The sequence below is a fragment of the Pseudoalteromonas sp. N1230-9 genome (assembly GCF_032716425.1).
In the GTDB taxonomy this organism is placed as follows: domain Bacteria; phylum Pseudomonadota; class Gammaproteobacteria; order Enterobacterales; family Alteromonadaceae; genus Pseudoalteromonas.
The window spans coordinates 996,136-1,015,746 of sequence record NZ_CP090419.1; the positions used below are offsets into that span (position 1 = coordinate 996,136).

Genomic DNA, 19,611 nt, shown 5'->3' on the forward strand with positions numbered 1-19,611 from the left:
CATGAATAGCAAGACACGTAAAATTTTAATTCCATTGGTAGTGATCGTTGTAACGGTACTGCTTGTCATGTTTATAAAAGGCAACCCGCCAAAGGCTAACCGCTTTTCTTCACCGCCAAAAGCAAAAGTGAATGTGGCTGTTAAAACCTTAACACCAGAAACCTATCAGGTGATGATTGATAGTTTTGGCACCGTAAAACCACGTACGCAAAGTATGCTAGTCGCGCAGGCTTCAGGGCAAATTATCGAAATTAGTGAGCAATTTCGTGAAGGTGGCTTTTTTGAAAAAGGCGATGTGTTGTTGCAACTAGATGATAGAGATCACCGCGCCGAAGTAAAATCAGCACAAGCGGCTTTATTAACCGCTGAGCAAAGCCTACTCGAAGAGCAAGCGCGTGGTCGCCAAGCAGTTACCGATTGGGAACGCTTAGGTAAAGGTGAACAAGCAAGTAGCTTGGTACTGCGTAAGCCACAACTTGCAGCGGCCGAAGCAAGTGTGTTGTCTGCTCAAGCGACGCTTGAAAAAGCAAAACTTGATTTAGAGCGTACAAAAATCACGGCACCATACGCGGGGCGAGTTTTAAGCCGCAGCGTAGATTTAGGTCAAGTGGTGAGTAATAACATGGAACTTGCCAGTATTTATGCGATTGACCGTGTTGAAATTCGCTTACCAATCAAAAATAAAGATCTGCCGTTCATTAACTTACCAGAACAATTTCGTGATGGTGCTAAAAATAGTGCCGGTTCACTCGTTAAATTTAGCTCAGATCTTGTTGGTAAACAGCAATGGCAAGGTCAAGTTATTCGCACCGAAGGGGCCATTGATGAAAGCGCGCAGCAGCTTTATGTGGTTGCACAAATTAATGACCCTTACAAAGCCACTTCAGCTAATCAATACCCAATTAAAATTGGTCAGTACATCAAAGCACAAATTACCGGCAAGGCGATTGAAAATGCCATTGTGATCCCAAACAGTGCAATTTACCAAGGCACCTATGTTTATGTTGAAGAGCAAGGTGTACTGCGTCGCAAAAACATCTCACTGGCTTGGCAAAACGCGACTCAAGCTATGGTTGCCGAAGGCTTATCAGCAGGAGATCACTTAGTGATTACGCCGCTAGGTCAAGTTAGCTCAGGTACCCAAGTGACGGTAATGGGAAGCGAAGCGTATCAAGCTACGCGTGGTAAAGCACAGCGTCCAAGCCGTGAAGAGCTTGAAAAGCAAGCAAAAGAGCAAGGTATTACCGTTGAAAAATTAATTGAACAACGCCGCGCTGCTCGTAAGCAAGGAGCGCAATAATGATAGCTTGGTTTACAAAGAATCATGTTGCAGCAAACTTATTGCTGATCAGCATTTTATTAGCGGGGCTATTTAGCGTTTCGACGCAAATACCACTTGAAGTGTTCCCATCATTTGAAGCAGACCGCATTAGTGTTAGCGTGACCCTACGTGGCTCAACACCTGAAGATGTTGAAAAAGGTGTCGCTATCCGTATTGAAGAAGCGGTGCAAGATCTCGAAGGCATAAAGCGTATTACTAGCCGCTCATCAGAAGGGTCTGCCTCGGTATCAATTGAAGTCGATACTGGCTATGACCCACGGGAGCTATTAGCCGATATTAAAAGTCGGGTTGATGCCATTAACACGTTTCCGGTCGATGCCGAAAAACCAGTTGTTGCCCTCGCGCAGCGTACCCGTGAAGTAATAGCGGTAACTGTGTCGAGTGAATATGGCGAAAAAGAAACCCTAGAATATGCCGAGCATGTACGTGATGACTTATTACGCTTGCCAGAAATCACTCAGGTAGAGCTAAGTGGGGTGCGTGATTACGAAATTGCCATTGAAGTAAGCCAAGATACATTACGCCAATACGATTTACGCTTATCGGACATTTCTTCAGCAATTAGTAATTCAAGTACCGATGTTTCAGCGGGTAACTTAAAAACAGAAGGGGGTGATGTACTCATTCGTTCAAAAGGCCAAGCCTATCGTAAAGATGAGTTTGCCCAAGTTGTGGTGAAGTACCAAGCTGATGGTACCATTATTCGCTTAGGCGACATTGCCCGTATTACCGATGACTTCGAAGAAACCCCAGTTCGTACTCGCTTTAATGGTAAGCAAGCGGCGTTTATTGATGTGTATCGCATTGGTCCACAAAGTGCGATTGAAGTTGCTGATGCAGTAAAAAATTACATTACCGAGCATCAAAGCCAGCTGCCTGAAGGGTTTGAGTTAAGCTTTTGGGATGACGACTCTGAAATCGTGAAAAGCCGTATTGCGACGCTAACAACCAATGCTATTCAAGGTGGTATTTTAGTTCTTGCATTACTTACCTTGTTCTTGCGTCCTGCTATTGCGTTTTGGGTGTTTATTGGTATTCCTGTGTCATTCATGGGGGCGTTTTTAGCCATGCCGATTTTTGGTATTACGCTTAATGTAATGAGTTTATTTGGCTTTATTTTGGTACTCGGTATTGTTGTTGATGATGCCATTGTGACCGGTGAAAACGTCTACACCCACCTAAAAACAGCCGAAAGTGGTGAACAAGCTGCTATTCGTGGTACGCAAGAGGTGGCAACTCCCGTTACCTTTGGTGTACTTACAACGGTTGCCGCATTTTTACCATTAGCTTTTATCGAAGGTAACCGTGGTGCCTTATTTGCGCAAATTCCTGTTGTCGTTATTCCAGTATTACTGTTCTCTTTAATTGAGTCTAAATTTGTTCTGCCGGCTCACTTAAAGTACTTAAAACTACGTAGTGAAAAAGCAAATCCGTCAAAACTGCAGCAGTTTCAGCAGCGTTTTGCCGATGGCTTTGAACACGCCATTATGAAGTACTATCAGCCGCTACTAAATGTTGCGTTAAAGAATAAATTAGCAACGGTCAGCTTGTTCGTCGGTATTTTCTTTATCATTTTGACCCTGATCACCAGTGGTTGGACGAAGTTTATATTCTTCCCGCGTATTCCAAGTGAAACCGTTCGCGCAGAGCTAACATTCCCTGCTGGAACACCGTTTGAAGTGACCAACAAATACATCATCGATATGTCAGATAAGGCCAAAGAGCTACAAGACAAGTATCGTGATGAAGATGGCCAAAGCGTGATTTTAAATATTTTGGCAACCACGGGTGGCCGAGGTGGTTCGTCAAATACAGGTAGTGTGCGTTTTGAAATTACACCAGCCGAAAAACGTGAATCAGATATTGGCTCTCGAGAGCTTGCCAGTGAATGGCGTGACCTTATTGGTATTATACCTGGGGCTGAGAGTGTAACTTTCCGTGCTGAATTTGGTCGCAGTTCAGATCCTATTGATGTACAGCTAAGTGGCAGCTCAATCGACACCCTTGAAGCTGTGGCAGAAAAAGTTAAAGAGCGTTTAGCGACTTACCCAACTGTGTATGAAATTGCCGATAGCATGTCAGATGGTAAAGACGAGCTGCAAATTGAGCTAACAGAGCAAGGTTTAGCGCTTGGTTTAAACCGTGTTGATGTATCGCAGCAAGTGCGTAATTCGTTCTTTGGTGCGCAAGTTCAACGTATTCAACGTGGTCGCGACGATGTACGTGTAATGGTGCGTTTGCCAATTGAAGAGCGTCGCTCAGTTGCTGATTTAACCGATATTTTAATTAAAACACCAACGGGTGGCACAGTGCCATTGTCGCATGTGGCGACCTTAGTGCCGGGGCAAAGTCCATCGTCTATTTATCGTATTGATCGCTATCGCACGTTGAATGTGACAGCTGATGTCGAAAAATCAAATACTAACATGACGGTGCTGCAAGCAGACTTAAAAACCTACTTAGATGAGCTAATGGTGCAATACCCAGGTGTTGATTACTCGCTCGAAGGTGAAGCCAAAGAGCAGCGAGAATCATTTGGTTCACTCGCTTGGGGCCTCGTGTTTGTATTCTTTATTATTTATGCGTTATTAGCGATACCGTTTAAATCATATATGCAGCCATTAATTGTGATGAGTGTTATTCCGTTTGGCATGATTGGAGCGGTAATGGGTCACTGGGTAATGGGCATGGAGTTAACCATTATGAGCCTACTTGGCATGCTAGCCTTGATAGGTGTTGTAGTGAATGACTCACTAGTATTGGTCGATTTTATCAATAAGAAGCGTGAAGAGGGCGGCGATTTACTTGAAACTGTGAAAATGGCAGGTGCGGCTCGTTTTCGCCCAGTAATGCTAACCAGTTTAACCACCTTTATTGGTTTAATGCCGTTGTTATTTGAAAAAGCAACGCAAGCACAATTCCTTATTCCAATGGCTGTAAGCCTTGGCTTTGGAATCATCTTCGCAACGCTTATCACCTTACTATTAGTGCCAGTTAATTACCTATTAATGGAGCGCTTTCAGGGATGGTTTAAATAAGGTGTGAAGTTAAAAATTGGCGCTTGGTTGAGACTAGGTGCTAGGACGTGGGGTAAACCCGCTGCTACAGGTAACGATGTGGCGGCGGATTTATCCCACCGAAAAATATAAGAGTTACTAGATATTAGTTGTCAGAAGTTAGATTGTGCCTGCACACAGTTAAAGTGAAATGCTCACCCGTAGGCGTGAAATTTATTTCGCGCGAATAAATCAGTTATTGTAAAAGCGAAAAAAACAGAGAAGATTTCGATATCTGATAGATAAAAAGAAAAGGTGTTCCCCAAGTATGCGGTGCCCGGTGTCAGTCCTGAAACCTTGAGGTTTCAGGGCGGGAATCTGCGGTTTACCGTAGGCTTCTCGGTACATGCCGAGCTTGCACAATAGTAGACGAACAGAAACCCTAACATAAAATTTATCGGCTCAGGGACTTAACCAAGCTCCTGCACCCTAGGGAACACCTTCAGTATATAAGACAAGTTTCAATCCTTAAACCATAGAAGTAAAAAAAGCGAATCGTTCGGGTAGTTTTTCCCCACCTTTAACTGCTTATTTACTTTTCAGATTGCTTTTTGACCTCAATCATACAATTAATTGGAGTTGCGATTTATCGAGTGGTAGCATGGTGTTACTTAGCCGAACAAAGAAAAAGTTATGAGCACGTTACCTGATTACCAACAAGCCCAATTGTTATTAGAAAAGAATGAAATTTTTGTCGCACCAGCCGAAGCTCATGGTGTGATCAGTGGTTTATTAGCCTGTGGCATCAATATCGAAGCCGACGAATACTTAGGTTTATTAAGTGATGTATTCAACGATGGCTTAGCCTTCAATAAAGATTTAAAAGCATTTTTTGCTGATGTGTATTCTCAGGTTGTTGCCAGCTTTAGCGATGAAGAGTTTCAATTTGACCTATTCCTACCAAGTGACGACGAAACACTGATCGATTTAGCTAATGGCTTAGTATCTTGGGTATCGGGTTTTATGCTTGGTTTTGGTTTAAAACAAAAAGATTACGGCAAGTTATCTGCTGATGTGAAAGAAGTGATCAGCGATTTTAGTGAAATTACCCGCCTAGACACTCTATTTGAAGAGACCGAAGAAGACAGCCAAGCACTGCACGAAGTGATTGAGTATGTGCGTGTTTCTGCGCTGCTATGTTTTGCTGAGCTAGGTAAAGAGCCCGCAGATAAAAACCCTAAGAAGACCCTTCACTAATCAAATTACAGAGGTTTAGCATGTCGTCTATTGCAATCGATAAAGCTGAATTTAAAGCCCGTCGCGAGCGCTTGCTTGCGATGATGGATAAAAACAGTGTCGCTATTATTCCTGCGGCAGGAGAAGTAACACGTAGCCGTGATACTGAATATGCATTTCGCCAAGACAGTGACTTTTTCTACCTAACAGGCTTTAACGAACCGGATGCGGTTTTAGTGCTTTGCCCGTCGAGCGATACACCAAGTACCCTAATTTGCCGTAACAAAGACAAACTAGCTGAAATTTGGCATGGCCGTAGAATTGGCTTCGAAAAAGCTAAATCTGAGTACTTATTCGACGCAACTTGCCCACTTAGTGAACTAGATGAACAATTATTAGATTTGGTGAACGGCCAGCAGATTTTATTTTATGCACAAGGCACTTACGCAAATTTTGATGCAAAAATTTGGGATTTATTAAGCACACTTCGCGGCGCACCTAAAAAAGGCTATAAAGCCCCACATACCATTAAAGATATTCGTGGTTTAGTGCATGAGATGCGTTTGTTTAAATCTGACGCAGAATTAAACATTATGCGTACAGCGTGCGAAATTAGTGCACAAGGCCATATTCGCGCTATGCAGTTTGCCAAACCTGGTGCAACTGAATACCAATTAGAAGCTGAGCTTCATCATCATTATGCAATGAATGGTGCTCGTCATCCTGCTTATGGCACGATAGTCGGCAGTGGCGATAACGCCAATATTTTGCACTACACACAAAATGATGCTGAGCTAAAAGATGGCGATTTAGTATTAATTGATTCTGGCTGTGAACTTGAAGGGTATGCGGCAGATATCACACGTACTTTCCCAATCAATGGCAAGTTTAGCGAACCACAAGCGGCGCTTTACAACATTGTATTAGCAGCTCAAGAAGCTGCATTTAGCCAAGTAAAGCCGGGCGGTAGTTTATCGAAAGCCAATGAATTAGCCTCAACAGTATTAACGCAAGGGCTGATTGATTTAGGTATTTTAACCGGCGAGCTTGATGAGCTAATAGCAAACCAAGCCTGCAAAGCATTTTACATGCATGGCCTTGGTCACTGGCTAGGGTTAGACGTACACGATGTTGGCGAATATAAGCTTGATGAAAAAGAGCGCGTATTTGAGCCAGGCATGGTGCTCACCATCGAGCCTGGTTTATATATTAGCGAAGATGCAAAAGTACCAGAGCAATATAAAGGCATTGGTATTCGTATTGAAGATAACTTACTTGTCACTGAAGATGGCCATGAAAACCTGACTATTTCGGTTCCTAAAACCATTCGTGACATTGAAGCAGTGATGCAAGCAAACAAAGGCTAGGAGCAAGCGTGGCAAAGCAGTTTGATGTTGTCATTATCGGCGGTGGAATGGCGGGTGCAAGTTGTGCACTGGGCCTAAAACAGAGCAACAAGCAGTTATCAATCGCTGTAATTGAGGCAAATGAAGTAAGCGCAGACTATCACCCTAGCTTTGATGATAGAAGCATTGCGCTTGCTCAACAGTCTGTTCAGTACTTAAAATCAATCAATGCCTTTGATTGCCAAGCACCATTTGCGGCAGCGATTAAAAAAGTAACTGTCTCTGACCGTGGTCATTTTGGTAAAACGCATATTGATTGCCAAGAATATGGCCATGATGCCCTTGGTTATGTGGTCGAAGTAAACCCATTTGGGCGTAGCCTTCATCAGCAACTTACGCGTACTGATGTTAGTTTGTTTTGCCCTGATACGGTTGCCAAGCTTGAATACCAAAGCGACTGTGCCAACATCACGCTGAGCTCGGGCGAGCAGTTAAGCGCAAAGCTTGTGGTGATTGCCGATGGCGCTCATTCGCAAAGCCGTAAACTGGCTAATATTGAATTTAATACCCGCGCATATCAGCAAGCGGCGATTATTGCCAACATCGAAGTAGCTGCTGGTCATCATCATCATGCTTTTGAGCGTTTTACTGAGCACGGCCCAATGGCGTTGTTGCCAATGAGTAATAACCGATACTCACTGGTGTGGTGCATGGAACCTGAGCAAATTGAGCACACTATGGCGCTTGAAGACGATGCCTTTTTAGCTGAGTTACAAAAAGCATTTGGTTACTGCGGCGGCTCATTTAGCAAAGTGGGTATGCGTGCAAGTTATCCGCTTGTGTACGGTAAAGCCGAATCATTGAGTAGCCATCGTACAGTATTAATTGGTAATGCAGGGCATGCTATTCACCCAATTGCCGGGCAGGGCTTTAATTTAGGCCTGCGTGATGTGCAATTATTGTGTGATATGGCAAATAGAAGCGATCTTGGTGATTACGCCTTTACCCGTTATTACAGCCAAACTCGCAGTAAAGATATTACGACCGTGATGACACTCACAGACAGCCTAGTGCGTTTGTTCTCTAACTCATCACGATTGCTCGCGCTGGGTCGCAGCATTGGCCTTTTCTCAATGGATTTATTCTCCTCGTTAAAAACCCCGCTGGCAAAACAGCTTATGGGTCAGGTTAAGCAAGGTAAACGGATATGAAACAAGCACAAGTTTGTATTGTCGGTGGTGGCTGTGTTGGCCTTACGCTAGCACTTGGTTTAGCAAAAGCAGATATCAGCGTTGTGGTGATTGATGCGAGTAAAAATCAAACCTTACCGGGTGATGATTATGCACTTCGCGTGAGCGCATTGAGCTTGGCTAGTCAGGGTTTATTTGAGTCATTAAATGTATGGCCAGAGATCATTAAACAACGTGCTACACCCTATACGTCGATGGATGTACGTGATCAAGACAGCTTTGGCAAAATTCATTTTGATCATAACGATCTCGACTTACCGCAGCTAGGTCATATCGTCGAAAACGACATTATTCGCTACGCTTTAATTGGCGAACTTGAAAAGCAAAGTAATGCCACTTTATTGTTCGAAACTCGCTATCAGCAAATTCATCAAACCGACTCTGATGTGTTTATTACCCTTGAAAGCGGCGAGCCTGTGATTGCTAAACTATTAGTGGCGGCTGATGGTGCTAACTCGGCTATTCGCAAGCAGTTTAACATGCCAATTACTTTTAAAGATTATGACCATCACGCCATTGTTGCCACGGTTAAAACTGCTGAAGAGCATAACAACACCGCACGCCAAGTGTTTTTGCCAACTGGACCGCTGGCGTTTTTACCCTTGCCAGATAAACATACGCACTCAATTGTTTGGTCAACAAGTCCAGAGCATTGCGACACACTTTTAGCGCTTGATGATAGCAACTTTAATAAAGCGGTTATGGCAGCCCTCGATGGCCAATGTGGTTTATGTGAAGTGCAAAGTGAGCGCATGGCGTTTCCACTTAAGATGCGTTATGCCCAGCAGTGGGTGTCGGGCAAAGTGGTATTAATGGGCGATGCAGCGCATACCATTCACCCATTAGCCGGTTTAGGTATGAACCTTGGTCTTAAAGACGCCGCGTATTTAATTGAGCTATTAAGTAATGAGCAAGGCGAGTTTGCAAGTGCACGTACGCTGCGTGATTATGAACGTACTCGTAAGCTTGATGCACAAAAACATATTGCCATGATGCAAGGCTTAAAAGAGCTATTTGCAGGCGCTAACCCACTGAAAAAACTTGTCCGTGGCGTTGGCTTAAGCCTTGTAGACAACCTTGGGCCAATTAAGCACTTATTTGCCAAAGAGGCCATTGGTAAATAGCTATATTAGCGATTTTTGTTTCAAACGTTTTCTAAATTGGCTCGGTGTCGAGCCTTTTAACGTTAAAAAACGTCGATTAAAGTTTGATGCGTTTTTAAATCCGCACTGATCGCTAATTGCTGTGATAGAACGATTTGTATTAATCAGTAACTTGCATGCCTTACCAATTCTAAGCTGATTAATAAACTCAGTGAGCGTTCGCTCCATTCGTTTTTTAAAAAAACGATGAAAATGGTTTGTACTCATATGTGCCATTTTAGCGAGTTGCTCTGCGTATAGCGGCTCTGTGTAGTATTGGTAAATATATTCAATTACTTTATCAAACTTATCTTTGCTAGGATCTGTTCTGTCGGTATATCGAAACCCAGAGCTTGATAACGACAAGGCACTGTTATCTTGGCTCATAAGTCTTAGTAATTTTAATAGTCCTAAATATTGCTCAAACGGTTCACTGTGTTCAATTTCTTCAAAGTATGATTTAGCATGTCGAGCACATGCTTTTGAAAATTTTAGTCCTTGATAAGAGTCTAGGAGTAACCCTTCTAGGGAGTGTAGCTCTGGGTGGCTATCAATCAGTTGAAATAACCATTGCTTGGGGATTTGTGCAACATGAACAACTTGGTTGCTCTGATCCTGATTGGGTGTTGATTGCCATGTGTGGGGCAAATCAGGGCCAAGTAAAACTAAATCTAACTCGTCATAAGGCGCAATATAATCACCAATATGACATACACCTTGGCTATTCAGTGTTAAACAGACTTCAAATTCTGGGTGGTAATGCCAATTAAATGGAATGTAATCAAGCTGATATTTACAGTATCGCCACGATGAGTTTGTATTGGGGATCACTTTTTCGCACATTGCACGCATTGAATCAGCCTATTATTATTTTTAATTTCCTTATTTGAGCAAATGTTAAGATTGATAGTGATACTATTCTATTACCTTTTGGTATTAACCTGCTCCAAGCTTACTCTTATTTATTACCATGGTTTAAATTTTCGTCATAAATAGGCATTAATTGATAGAAAAATACTAGAACAGGTAAGAATTGTACCTCTTAACGTAAGGTTAACGGGATAACCTAGTGCCGCTTTTATAACAATAAATAGGGACTAGGAATGAAGATTAAACACACCAAAGCACCATTTCGACTAAGCATATTGGCAATATGTACTTCAACATTATTTAGCGCACCAACAACAAGTTATGCTCAAGAGATTGATGCTAAAGACGACATCGAAACCATCGAAGTAAGAGGCATTCGCCGCTCATTAGAAGCGTCTATGAATACCAAACGATTTGCCGACGGTGTTGTCGATGCTATCACCGCAGAAGATATTGGTAAGTTTCCTGATAAAAATATTGGTGATGCACTGCAACGTATTTCAGGGGTAACTGTTGACCGTCAATACGGCGAAGTAAGTGGCGTGACAATCCGTGGTACAGCACCAGAGCAGTCACGTGTGTTATTAAATGGACAAACAGTGGCAAGTACATCTTGGTATAACTTAGGCCCTGCCACACGTACTTTCAATATGGAGCTATTATCGGCTGAGCAAGTATCTGCTGTTGAAGTGTTCAAAACGCCGGAAGCAAATATTGAAGAAGGTGCTCTAGGCGGCACGGTTAACTTAACAACGCGTAAGCCTTTAGACCTTGATACAAATACGCTCATGGTGTCGGCTGAGCTGGCAAGAAGCTCGCTGTACGATGAAACGGATCCAGGCGGTTCTGTGCTATTCAGTTGGAAAGACGATAACGAAAAATTTGGTGTGCTAGCAGCCTATTCATATGAACAGTTAACATCTGGTCGTCATGTATTAGAGTCCATAGGTGGCTATTACGAGTACTTCGCAGAAGATCAAGGTACAAATCAACAATCGACGGTAGGTGCATGGAGTATTGGCTCGCAAGCATTTAAAGCTGAGCGTGAGAGAACAAGTGCGCAACTCACGGCACAATTTACACCAACCGATAATACAGAGTTTGTCGTTGATTATTTTCGTTTTGAATTCGATAACCCGCATGTAAACCATAACTTTTTAACAGTCAGTGCGCGTGGTATGGGCTCATCTAATGTTGTTAATAATTCATTAGGGGGAACAGAGCAGGCAACAATCGAGCCTGGGTATGCATCTATTATATACAACCCTGTGGTGCGTAATGCCGTTAACATGAAGGCTGATGTATTAAACCTATCGGGTAAATATGTAGGCGATAGCTTTACTTTATCAGGGGTTATTGGTCAGTCGACATCCGATGGCGGTACTCAGTTTGGTGCATCTTCTTGGTGGATCCCCGCAACAGATGAAGGCGATAAAATTGGTGATCCGGCATTTCCTGATGGACAAAATAGTACCGATGGAGGTTTTACCTATGATGCAACAGGACCCTACCAAGTATGGTTAACATCACTTGATGCGACAGATGCTTCGCAGCTTAAGCATGCACAAGAAGCTAACTATGAAACCACAGTGCAAGAGCATGAAGTGAGCTATGCGCAATTAGATCTTGAATTTATCCTAGACGGCCAATTTTTTACTGCGCTTGAAACCGGTATTAAATTTAATCGCAGTGAGTTTTCTCGGGTCGCGTTTAATCGTAATCCCGATGAAATAATTGGTTTTGTGCCAGACGGTAATTTTGCAAACTGGAGTGGCGGTGTTTTTACAGGCCTACACTCACAATCTTCAGGCCACACACTTGATTCATATGCCTATCTTGATACCGACAAATGGTGGGGGTTTATTTCAGATAAGTACAAAGCCGGTGCGCTCACTGAAGTTGCAAATCTAGGTAATACCTTCTCGGTTGATGAAGATATGATTGCTGTGTACGTAAAAGCCGATTTCAGTGGTGAAAACTATCGCGGTAATATGGGTGTGCGCTATGTTGAAACAGAGCAAACATCACAAGGTTTTGCAGCAGGTCAACAGTTTGAAGAAACCATCGATTACGATAACTTCTTACCAAGCATTAACTTTGCCTATGATTTAACAGATAACATTATTATTCGTGCGGCAGCATCGCAGGTAATGGCGCGTACCAACTACAGTGATTTAAAACCTGGTTTAGCTATTAATGAAAACTTTGGTAATGCAACAGGTGGTAATCCAGATTTAAAACCGTATGAGGCTGATCAAGCTGATTTAGGTATAGAGTATTACTTTACTGATGCATCAATGTTTTCAGCAGCGTTATTTACTAAGCAGATTGAGAATGTTGTTTTCTCAACAGAAGCGGTTGAAACCGTTGATGGCTGTGGTGCGAGCCCAGATCTTTATGATCAATGCCGTGTTACCAGACCGCGTAGTAATGGTGACGGTGAAGTAACAGGTTTAGAGCTACAGCTTCAGCATAGCTTTGATAATGGGATTGGCTTTATAACCAATTACACTTACGTTGATAGCGAAACCAATACCCCTGATAACACCAAAGAAATGGTGCCAGGGGTGTCGGAAAATAGCTTCAATGCGTCATTGTTTTATGAAAATGCTTACATCAGCACTCGACTTGCGTACAACTGGCGCAGCGAGTGGATTGGTGTTGGTGCGGCCCAAGCTGTGAAAAACGATGATTATCAGCAAATTGATGCTTCAATCATTTGGCATGCGATGGAAAATCTTGATGTCAGCCTTGAAGGTGTAAACCTTACCAACGAGGTTATCCAATCATACGATACCAACTATGGTCTTACACAAAATACCATTGAATTTGGTTCTCGTTACTATCTAAGTGTTAGCTATAAATTTTAATGGAGTTAGGCCGTGTAATACGGCCTAAACACCCTATGAAAGAAATTAAAAAGTTAGCAATTTTAGGGGGTGGTACAGCCGGTTGGATGTGTGCTGCTTACCTAAGCAAATTCCACACTGATCTGGATATTACCCTGATTGAGTCGAGTAAAATCGGCGCTATCGGTGTAGGAGAAGGATCTACACCTCATTTAAAACAGTTTATGCAACAGTTGGGGATTGCTGAGCAGCAGTGGATGCCTTATTGCGATGCGACATTTAAAGCGGGTATTTACTTTAAAAATTGGAATGGTGATCACCGTGCTTATTTTCATCCCTTTTATAGTGAGATGGATATCAACACCGCGGAGGTATTTTTTGTAAATGCCAATGCAAGACGTCGCGGTCATGAGCAGTGGTGTGGCCCCGATAGTTATTTTTTAACAGGACATCTTGCAAAAAACGCGTTAAGCCCGAAAGCCAAAAGCCCAATGGTGCGTGAGCAGCACTATGGTTATCACTTTGATGCCAAAAAGTTAGCTCATATTCTAAAGGGCTATGCAATCGAGCGTGGTGTTACACATATTGATGATGAATTTGTTGCAGCAATAACAAATGCTCAAGGTGAAATAAGCGAGCTGAAACTAAAACACTCAGCACCGGTTAATGCTGATTTTTATATTGATGCAAGTGGTTTTAACGCGCTCTTAATTGGTGAAACACTCGGCTGTAGGTTTCAACCTTTTACAGATCAGCTATTAAATGACAGCGCTGTAACTGTAGCGTGCCCACAAAATATGAATCAGCCGCTACAAGCTGCGACACATTCAACTGCGTTGAGTGCAGGTTGGCTTTGGCAAATACCTTTAACCTCACGAGTTGGCACAGGCTATGTTTATAGCTCGGCTTTTCTCTCAAAACAACAGGCAGAGCAAGAGCTTGCAGCAACGCTTAATATTTCAGTGAATGACGTTGAGTTCAGACATGTGTCCATGAAAGTAGGGGCACGCTCGTCTGCATGGCAAAAAAATGTCATGGCAATAGGCTTAGCACAGAGCTTTATCGAACCTCTTGAGGCGACATCACTGATGGTTACCCAGCAATCTATTTTGTGGCTTAGTAAGGCTATATCAAAAATTCAAACAAGTCCTACACAAACTGAAAAGCTAAGACTACATACCAATCAGCAACTCCATTATTTAGTGAATGGGATTAAAGATTATATTTGTGCGCATTATGCGACATCAAAGCGTCGTGATAGCGCTTATTGGCGTGCTGTAACACAGACTACCGAGATACCAACTAGGTTAGAGCCATTGTTAGCAGCATGGCGAAACGGCGATGATTTTGATGCTTATTTATATCATCAATACCCAGAAAGCGTTTACTCAAGGCCGAGTTGGTACAGCTTACTGGCAGGTATGGACTATAGAGATAGCGCGTTAAATGCCCCCACTGAAAGCGCTCAACAAGAGATCGATTTAGCCGCTCATGCCTATTTAGAGTCGTTATGTAGCAAGCACTTCGAACCGCACATAATGCAGCTTAAGGCAATGCAGCAAAACAACTTTGAATAGTATTAGTAATCGCTTGATAAATGTCACATGGCTTTAATTTTTTAAGCACACTAAGAATTAAGAGTGGTGATTACCACCCCTTGGATCATTTTGTTTGTCCGCCCACAAGCAAATGCAATCACCACTCTGCTTAATTTAGGTATATAACAATGAAAATTAATTACTTATTAGTAACTTTGTTACTTTTTACATTTTTTACTATCTCTTTTATCACTAACTTGCTGGCACCTTTGTTTCCGGCATTAATAGAAAGCTATGACATAGGCTTGGCACTAGCTGGTTTCTTTGCATTTGCTTTTTTTATTGCGTACGGCGTGATGTCAATTCCCGCGGGCTTATTGGTGCAGCAATTTGGTGAAAAGAAAATCATGCAGCTAGCGTTTTTATTAGCGCTGATTGGCAGTGTTATTTTTGTAACTATGCCGACCTTTTTTGTTGCTATGCTCGCGTTATTTTTGATTGGTTGTTCAATGGCGATGCTGCAAGTTGCTATTAACCCGTTACTCAGAGCCAGTGGCGGTGCACATAACTTTGCGGTGTTATCGGTTGCTGCTCAACTAATGTTTGGCCTCGCTGCGAGCATTTCTCCATTAGTGTATAGCCACATAGCGGGCTCTGCCAACAGAGGTGAGAAGAGTTGGTTACTACAGTGGGTGCCAGAGAATATGAGTTGGCTCAGCATGTATTTAATCTTTGCATTGGTATGTGCCGTGATGTTGTTTGCTGTATCACTTGTACCTATGGCGAAAAAGGCCGACGACAACAGCGAAACGTTACATCTCACAGACAGCTTAGCGCTTTTAAAAGACCGTACTGTGATTAAGTTCTTTTTTGCTATTGCTGCTTATGTGGCTATTGAACAAGGCGTTGCGAATTCAATTTCAGTTTTTCTAGAAAGATATCATCAAATCGATCCACAAACTCAAGGCGCACAAGTCGTCAGCCATTTTTGGTTAGCACTCACATTAGGCTGTTTATTGGGGATTATATTATTGAAACTGTTCAACGCTAAGCGTGTATTACAAGGTTTTAGTGTTGCTGCTAGTGCCTGCTTTATTGCTGCAATATTCGGTAGTAAAGAGGTTGCAGTGATGGCTTTTCCTGCGGTTGGATTTTTCTTATCTATTATGTGGTCCGTAATATTTTCTCTTGCCCTGAACTCAGTGTCATATGGGCATGGAGCTGTATCAGGTGTTTTATGTACAGGGATTATCGGTGGAGCGCTTGCATCGCCAACCATCGGTTTGATTAGCGACCTGACTAATAGCTTGCAGTTGGCTCTATTGGTTGTACTTATTCCACTGGTTTACTTATTCAGTGTGGGAATATGGGCCAAGCCACTTGTTAATAATCACACCATTAATATTTTTAAGCGTAACGCGCAAGCGTCGATTTAAATAAATTTAGAGTAGAGGCTGAGATGTCAGACACCATTTTATGCGTAGATTTAGGTGGAACTAAAGCACTGGTTGCTCAAGTTGATGAGCAAGGGATCAAGGAAAAACATTACTTTGACGTTGATAGCCATTTAACTAAGCAGCAGATGAATCAATTTTTGTATCGCATAATTGATCACGTGATAGATAAACATTGCAAAGGCATCGTTGTTGGCGTGCCAAGTATGGTGTTACAGCCGACAGGTGTGGTTATTGAAACGATCAATATTCCCCATTGGTATGATGTTCCTTTAAAAACATTATTAGAGAATCGTTTTAACTTACCGGTTCTGATCCATAACGATGCAAATTGCTTTGCGATGGGGGAGTATAAATATTCTCAGGTAAACCCAGACGATAATCTTGTTGGTGTCTGCATTGGCACAGGGCTGGGGGCAGGGCTTATTTTAAATGAGCAACTATACACAGGTAAGCATTCTGCGGCAGGCGAGTTTGGTAGTTTTCCCTATTTAGATGGCATTATCGAAGACTACACATCTGGGCAGTTTTTTAAAAATCAACAAACCACAGGTCGCGCAGCTTATAACAACGCACTTAACGGCGACACTCAATCACTGCGTTTATTTACGCAGCTAGGGCAGCACCTTGCACATGCTATTAATCAGGTAATACTTGCCTTTAATCCAGATAAAGTTGTGTTGGGTGGGTCTGTTGCTCAATCCCACGCGCTATTTATGCCTGCGCTTAAATCGGAACTCGCCTTACTGGTGCAGCCCATTATTATGCAGTCGCTGCAAATTACCATTAGTGAGCTTGGTGACAATGCGCCATTACTCGGTGGTTATGAGTTATTTCAACTTGCTGCATCTGAAACGAATTTATTGGAACAAGCATCATGAACAAGGTTATTTTATCGGTTATAGCAGGGTTGCTATTGCTGAATCATTCAGCCCAAAGTGCGACTCAAGCAGAGTTAAATCATTTAGCAGAGAGTCTACAAGTAAATTATCAGTTGGTAGATGCAAACCCCGTAAACTGCCCAGCTCCACATGAAAAGCAGTGTTATTTTTCAGCGCTTACATTTACCTCTAGCACTGATATTGACCCACAACAGTGGCACATTTACTTTAGCCAATTAATGCCTGTTTATAAGGTCGATTCGAAGTGGTTTGATATTGAACATATCAATGGCGATATTCATCGTATTTCGGCTAAACAAGCATTTAAAGATATGCCGGCAAATGCCGCATTTGCAGTACAGTTTTATAGCCAAGAGTCGCAAATTACTCGTTCAGAATTTTTACCTAACTTTATACTCGCTGCACCAGGGCTTGATAGTAAGGTTATTGCCAGTACTAAAACATCTGTCGATAATGAAACACAACTTGAGCTACAGCCGTACTTGCAACCATTTACCACTGATGCACAACTACAAGTGAGCGATGACGATGAAACGCCTTGGATGGGCGCAAATTATCTTTATGATAGCTACACAAAACCGACATTTAAAACAGCTCCGTTAGGGTTAATCCCTTCACCTATAAAACTTGAGCAGCTTTCAAGCTCGCGTATTGATTTGAGCAAAGGCATAAAGGTCGTAGCTAAAAAGTCGCATTATATTGCTCTCATACCGGCATTAAAGCGATTAGCCAAGTTAGGAGTACCACAATCGAAAGAGGGGGTTGTGATTAATGTATCGCAGCAATTAACGTCTCAGTTACCTGATGCGTATGAACTTACCTTACGTAATAACGCTATAACTATAAATGCAAACAATACAAGTGGTGCTTTTTATGCCTTACAAAGTCTTGCAGCCTTAATAAGCTTAGATGATTTAACCTTACCTGAGTTGAGAATTACAGACGGCGCTAGGTATGAGTACAGAGGCATGCATATCGATGTGGCCCGTAATTTTAGATCAAAGGCTTTTATTTTAAATACGATAGAGCAAATGGCTGCGTATAAATTAAATAAGCTTCATTTACATCTAGCTGATGACGAAGGCTGGCGTTTGCAGATTGCGGATCTTCCTGAACTAACCTCTGTAGGAGCAAATAGGTGTTTTGATTTAACAGAGCAAACTTGCCTGCTACCTCAGCTTGGTGCTGGCATAAATGCTAACTCTGGAATAAATGGCTACTATAGTCGCGCTGACTATATTGAAATTTTACAGCACGCTAAAAAATATTTTGTTGAAGTGATCCCCTCATTTGATATGCCTGGGCACTCTCGAGCAGCAGTTGTTGCAATGGAGGCACGTTTTAATCATTTTATGGCATTAAATAAACCAGCCCTTGCAAAGCAATATCGACTTACCGAGCCTGAAGACACTACCGCATATAGCTCTATCCAACATTACAAAGACAACACGCTAAATGTATGCCTTGATACCACCTATGACTTTATCGATAAAATCTTAGACGAGGTTATTACACTTCATAAAGAAGCGGGTGTGCCTTTAAACACATATCATATTGGTGCCGATGAAACAGCAGGAGCTTGGCTACAATCACCAAGTTGTATCGCATTACAGCAAAAAAACAAGATACACTCGTTCAATGGTTACTTTATTGAAAGAATTGCTAAGCTCGTTGCTGATAAAGGCTTAAATGTGGCGGGGTGGAGCGATGGTTTAAGTGATGTGAATGTAAACAATATGCCCAGTAATGTGCATTCCTATGCGTGGGCAACATTAAGTGACGAAGGTCACAAAGTCGCGCATAACCACATAAACAATGGTTGGAAAGTCGTTGTGACCAGCCCTGATGTTACCTATTTTGACTTTCCTTATCAGTCACACCCACAAGAAAGAGGAAATCATTGGGCAAGTCGTGCTATAGACAGTAAAAAAGTCTTCTCTTTTATGCCGGATAACTTACCCGCACACGCGCAAATTTGGCGCTCTATGAAGCATCAAACCTACGTCGCCGATGATAGCCAATCAGCAAGAACGGCGGATGCATACGGCATTCAAGGACATTTATGGTCTGAACTATTACGAAGCGATCAACAAGCTGAGTACATGATGTACCCTCGTTTGTTTGCTCTTGCCGAGCGAGCATGGCACAAAGCTGAGTGGGAACTTGATTATAAAAAGGAAGGCGCTATTTATAGTCATAAAACTCAACAGTTCACTCTAGCCATGCAGCAACAAAAAGAGCAAGACTGGCAACACTTTGCAGCCCTTGTTGGGTTTAAAGAGCTTGCCAAGCTTGAGCAAGCAGGGCGCTTTTATCGTATTCCCACAGTCGCAGCCAAAAAGACGGACAGTGGTATTGATGCGTTTGTTCCCTATCCAAATATTGCTATCGAGTATCAAGATAAGTTAGGAAATTGGCATCGTTACGATAGCCATAATAAACCTTTGCAAGCTGTCAAAGTAAGAGCGAAGAGTATCAATAATGACAGGGCTGGTCGTGCTTTAAAACTAACTAATTAAATCAAAGTACTGTCGATTTTTAAAGCCGCAATTAGCCTGCTGATTGCGGCTTTTTCATGTTGTGTATACAGTAAAATGATAGCGCTGTCATTTTTGTTAGTGTATGATTAAATTTTTGTGATTGGTATGGAAATTAAACGGCAGAAAGCTGCTATTATGACCCGCCA

Annotated in this window: 12 protein-coding genes and 1 other RNA gene; 11 read left to right on the forward strand and 2 right to left on the reverse strand. The window is 42.3% G+C overall.

The window, feature by feature from the left end; translation table 11 throughout:
* Position 1 precedes the first annotated feature (1 nt).
* Positions 2-1,300 carry an efflux RND transporter periplasmic adaptor subunit gene (locus LY624_RS04735; RefSeq protein WP_341803972.1) on the forward strand — a complete coding sequence of 433 codons (1,299 nt, stop codon included), beginning with the start codon at positions 2-4 and terminating at the stop codon, positions 1,298-1,300.
* A complete protein-coding gene (locus tag LY624_RS04740) occupies positions 1,300-4,380 on the forward strand; it encodes an efflux RND transporter permease subunit (RefSeq protein WP_341803973.1) in 3,081 nt (1,026 codons plus the stop codon). Before LY624_RS04735 ends, LY624_RS04740 begins: the two co-directional genes overlap by 1 nt.
* A 273-nt stretch (positions 4,381-4,653) precedes the next feature.
* Here the strand turns inward: LY624_RS04740 and ssrS are convergent.
* Positions 4,654-4,837, reverse strand: a non-coding RNA gene (gene ssrS / locus LY624_RS04745) — 6S RNA.
* 194 nt (positions 4,838-5,031) lie between these two features.
* On the opposite strand from ssrS, the gene LY624_RS04750 reads away from it, so the two are divergent.
* Genes LY624_RS04750 through LY624_RS04765 form a run of 4 tightly spaced genes read left to right on the forward strand, consistent with a single transcriptional unit; the run spans position 5,032 to position 9,294 of the window.
* Entirely contained in the window at positions 5,032-5,595 is a 564-nt protein-coding gene (locus tag LY624_RS04750; protein ID WP_062570351.1) for a UPF0149 family protein, read from the forward strand.
* Positions 5,596-5,615: 20 nt separating this feature from the next.
* Positions 5,616-6,941, forward strand: a complete 1,326-nt coding sequence (gene pepP / locus LY624_RS04755) for a Xaa-Pro aminopeptidase (protein ID WP_341803974.1) — start codon at positions 5,616-5,618, stop codon at positions 6,939-6,941.
* Between the two features lie 8 nt (positions 6,942-6,949).
* Positions 6,950-8,131 (forward strand): 2-octaprenyl-6-methoxyphenyl hydroxylase, encoded by a 1,182-nt coding sequence (ubiH, locus tag LY624_RS04760; protein WP_341803976.1) that lies wholly within the window; start codon positions 6,950-6,952, stop codon positions 8,129-8,131.
* Entirely contained in the window at positions 8,128-9,294 is a 1,167-nt protein-coding gene (locus LY624_RS04765; protein WP_341803978.1) for an FAD-dependent monooxygenase, read from the forward strand. Before ubiH ends, LY624_RS04765 begins: the two co-directional genes overlap by 4 nt.
* Here the strand turns inward: LY624_RS04765 and LY624_RS04770 are convergent, their stop codons facing one another.
* The gene (locus LY624_RS04770; RefSeq protein ID WP_130151102.1) at positions 9,295-10,164 is read right to left on the reverse strand and encodes an AraC family transcriptional regulator; all 870 of its coding nucleotides are present in this window, start codon (positions 10,162-10,164) and stop codon (positions 9,295-9,297) included. It abuts the gene before it with no gap.
* 251 nt (positions 10,165-10,415) lie between these two features.
* On the opposite strand from LY624_RS04770, the gene LY624_RS04775 reads away from it, so the two are divergent.
* The 5 genes from LY624_RS04775 to LY624_RS04795 all read left to right on the forward strand — a co-directional run bounded on the left by LY624_RS04775 (position 10,416) and on the right by LY624_RS04795 (position 19,444).
* A complete protein-coding gene (locus LY624_RS04775) occupies positions 10,416-13,052 on the forward strand; it encodes a TonB-dependent receptor (RefSeq protein ID WP_341803979.1) in 2,637 nt (878 codons plus the stop codon).
* A gap of 35 nt (positions 13,053-13,087) precedes the next feature.
* The gene (locus tag LY624_RS04780) at positions 13,088-14,608 is read left to right on the forward strand and encodes a tryptophan halogenase family protein (protein ID WP_341803980.1); all 1,521 of its coding nucleotides are present in this window, start codon (positions 13,088-13,090) and stop codon (positions 14,606-14,608) included.
* A 149-nt stretch (positions 14,609-14,757) separates the two neighbouring features.
* Complete coding sequence (locus LY624_RS04785) at positions 14,758-16,005, forward strand: MFS transporter (protein WP_341803981.1); 1,248 nt, start codon at positions 14,758-14,760, stop codon at positions 16,003-16,005.
* A gap of 23 nt (positions 16,006-16,028) precedes the next feature.
* Positions 16,029-16,904, forward strand: coding sequence for an ROK family protein (locus LY624_RS04790; protein ID WP_130151106.1), 876 nt, complete (start codon positions 16,029-16,031; stop codon positions 16,902-16,904).
* Complete coding sequence (locus LY624_RS04795; RefSeq protein ID WP_341803982.1) at positions 16,901-19,444, forward strand: family 20 glycosylhydrolase; 2,544 nt, start codon at positions 16,901-16,903, stop codon at positions 19,442-19,444. Before LY624_RS04790 ends, LY624_RS04795 begins: the two co-directional genes overlap by 4 nt.
* Positions 19,445-19,611: the final 167 nt, after the last annotated feature.

Excerpts from the sequence above, each read along its gene's own strand:
- LY624_RS04750 (WP_062570351.1), top strand. The coding sequence starts at position 5,032 with ATGAGCACGTTACCTGATTACCAACAAGCCCAATTGTTATTAGAAAAG.
- LY624_RS04790 (WP_130151106.1), top strand. The coding sequence starts at position 16,029 with ATGTCAGACACCATTTTATGCGTAGATTTAGGTGGAACTAAAGCACTG.
- LY624_RS04770 (WP_130151102.1), bottom strand. The coding sequence starts at position 10,164 with ATGCGTGCAATGTGCGAAAAAGTGATCCCCAATACAAACTCATCGTGG.
- LY624_RS04775 (WP_341803979.1), top strand. The coding sequence starts at position 10,416 with ATGAAGATTAAACACACCAAAGCACCATTTCGACTAAGCATATTGGCA.
- LY624_RS04785 (WP_341803981.1), top strand. The coding sequence starts at position 14,758 with ATGAAAATTAATTACTTATTAGTAACTTTGTTACTTTTTACATTTTTT.
- LY624_RS04795 (WP_341803982.1), top strand. The coding sequence starts at position 16,901 with ATGAACAAGGTTATTTTATCGGTTATAGCAGGGTTGCTATTGCTGAAT.
- LY624_RS04780 (WP_341803980.1), top strand. The coding sequence starts at position 13,088 with ATGAAAGAAATTAAAAAGTTAGCAATTTTAGGGGGTGGTACAGCCGGT.
- LY624_RS04740 (WP_341803973.1), top strand. The coding sequence starts at position 1,300 with ATGATAGCTTGGTTTACAAAGAATCATGTTGCAGCAAACTTATTGCTG.
- LY624_RS04765 (WP_341803978.1), top strand. The coding sequence starts at position 8,128 with ATGAAACAAGCACAAGTTTGTATTGTCGGTGGTGGCTGTGTTGGCCTT.
- LY624_RS04735 (WP_341803972.1), top strand. The coding sequence starts at position 2 with ATGAATAGCAAGACACGTAAAATTTTAATTCCATTGGTAGTGATCGTT.
- pepP (WP_341803974.1), top strand. The coding sequence starts at position 5,616 with ATGTCGTCTATTGCAATCGATAAAGCTGAATTTAAAGCCCGTCGCGAG.